This is a genomic window from Streptomyces xanthophaeus, assembly GCF_000725805.1.
In the GTDB taxonomy this organism is placed as follows: domain Bacteria; phylum Actinomycetota; class Actinomycetes; order Streptomycetales; family Streptomycetaceae; genus Streptomyces; species Streptomyces xanthophaeus.
Genome location: NZ_JOFT01000099.1, coordinates 1 through 864, shown reverse-complemented (window position 1 = coordinate 864; position 864 = coordinate 1). Strand labels below are relative to the sequence as shown.

The 864-nt window shown below is 67.9% G+C and carries 1 protein-coding gene; it reads left to right on the top strand.

Annotation, left to right across the window (positions count from 1 at the left end; translation table 11 throughout):
- A partial coding sequence (locus IO30_RS0129060) for an AMP-binding protein (RefSeq protein ID WP_031147807.1) occupies nt 1-864 on the top strand: 864 nt, incomplete at both ends.

The window sequence follows — 864 nt, the reverse complement described above, 5'->3', positions numbered from 1 at the left end:
CTGTCGCCGTCGGACGTGGCCTGCGTGATGTTCACCTCCGGCTCCACCGGACGCCCCAAAGGCATCCTCTCCTCCCACCGCAACCTCGTCTCCACCCTCACCGCCCAGACCTACGCCGACTTCGGCCCCGGCCAGGTCTTCCTCCAGTGCTCCCCCGTCTCCTGGGACGCCTTCAGCCTCGAATTCTGGGGAGCACTCCTCCACGGCGGAACCACCGTCCTCCAGCCAGGACAACGACCCGAACCCGCCCTCATCGCACACCTCGCATCACAGCACGGCGTCACGATGCTCCAGCTGTCCTCCAGCCTCTTCAACTACCTCACCGACGAACACCCCGACACCTTCGCCAGCACCCGGATCGTCTACACCGGAGGCGAGCCCGCCTCCCCCACCCACGTCCACCGGCTCCACGGGCTCCACCCGCACGTCACCATCACCAACGGCTACGGCCCCGCCGAATCCATGGGCTTCACCACCACCCACACCGTCCGCCCCAGCGCCGAGGTCCAAGGCCCGCTCCCCATCGGACGGCCCCTCACCAACAAACACGCCTACGTCCTCGACACCCACCTCAACCCCACCCCGCCCGGCACCACCGGCGAGCTCTACCTCACCGGCGACGGACTCGCACACGGCTACCTCACCCAACCCACCACCACCGCAACCACCTTCATCCCCAACCCCTACGGCCCCCCCGGCACCCGCCTCTACCGCACCGGAGACCAAGCCCACTGGGACACCCACGGCAACCTCCACTACACCGGCCGCACCGACACCCAGATCAAGATCCGCGGCTTCCGCATCGAACCCACCGAAATCGAAACCGTCCTCACCACCCACCCCCACCTCACCCAAGCCACCCTC